Raw genomic sequence first — 1,314 nt, forward strand, 5'->3', positions numbered from 1 at the left:
CCTATACGGCATCTATGTGCCATGATTAAAGTGGTTACAATAATCAAAGGGAGAAGACCAAAATGAAGATTACAACAATTGGTTTAGATATAGCAAAAAGATTTTTCCATGTGGTGTGCTGCAATGAACAAGGGCGCTTAGTTAAAAAGAAAATGTTAAAGCGTGCGCAAGTGTTATCTTTTTTCCAACAACACACTACGTGTTTAGTTGCTTTAGAGGCCTGTGCAACTTCTCATTTTTGGGCTCGAGAAATCAGAAAATGTGGTCATGAGATAAAGCTTATTCCACCTCAGCATGTAAAAGCCTTCTTAGTTGGCAATAAAAATGATTATAACGATGCTTTAGCAATTAGCGTTGCTTCAAAGCAACATCATATTAAGAGTGTCTGTATAAAATCAGTTGAGCAACAAGATAACCAAGCACAGCACAAAGCGAGAGAATTAGCGGTCAGACAAAGAACGGCACTATGCAATCAAATCCGAGGCTTAACTGCTGAATACGGAATTATTTTAAATCAGGGTGTAAACACAATACGCAAAAGTATCCCCCTAATTTTAGAAGATGAAAATACCGGATTATCAGGCGCATTTAAAGCGGTACTAAAGCAGTTAGAAACACAATTGAGTAACTTAGACAGCTGCATTGAAACTTACAGTACATTAATAGTTGAAACAGCAAAAAATAATGATATTTGCCAACGGCTCCAAACAATACCTGGATTTGGTCCTATGGTATCAAGCGCCTATTTCAATGAAGTTGGAAATGGCAGTAACTATAAAAGAGGCCGCGATGTTTCAGCGTCTTTAGGTATCGTTCCGCGTCAACACAGTAGTGGCGGGAAAGATACTTTACTTGGGATAAGTAAGCGAGGAAATAGCTACTTAAGGTGCCTGTTGATCCAAGGAGCAAAAGCTGTTGTCTCAAGAGCAAAAACGAAGAATGATAAATTAAGTCAATGGATAAACCGACTGGTTCAAACTCGAGGGCATAATCGAGCATGTGTAGCTTATGCCAACAAGATGGCGAGAATGGCTTGGGCTATTAGCGCTTCAGGTGAGAGTTACTCACCCGTATAAATACTCTTCAAAGAATTGCGTAAGTGGCTAAAACGATGACATAACAGGTCAAACCTGCATATTGAAAACCTATAGAGTTCAGTGGTAGTAAATACCGATAACCTGATCAGGACAATATGCGCGGATTACATCAAGGTCAGAAGTAATAATCTTCACTAAAAGACCGTATATATGACAGCAAACCTGTCCCTGCTATCGTTGAATGACACCTTGCAATACTGGAGGAGACCATATATGA

The 1,314-nt window shown here is 39.2% G+C and carries 1 protein-coding gene; it reads left to right on the forward strand.

The window, feature by feature from the left end; all coding sequences use genetic code 11:
• Window positions 1-62: 62 nt before the first annotated feature.
• On the forward strand, window positions 63-1,076 hold the full coding sequence (locus GQR39_RS19990; protein WP_165736427.1) for an IS110 family transposase: 1,014 nt from the start codon (window positions 63-65) through the stop codon (window positions 1,074-1,076).
• Window positions 1,077-1,314 lie beyond the last annotated feature (238 nt).

This window comes from Pseudoalteromonas sp. C8 (assembly GCF_011378685.1).
In the GTDB taxonomy this organism is placed as follows: domain Bacteria; phylum Pseudomonadota; class Gammaproteobacteria; order Enterobacterales; family Alteromonadaceae; genus Pseudoalteromonas; species Pseudoalteromonas arctica.

Excerpts from the sequence above, each read along its gene's own strand:
- GQR39_RS19990 (WP_165736427.1), top strand. The coding sequence starts at position 63 with ATGAAGATTACAACAATTGGTTTAGATATAGCAAAAAGATTTTTCCAT.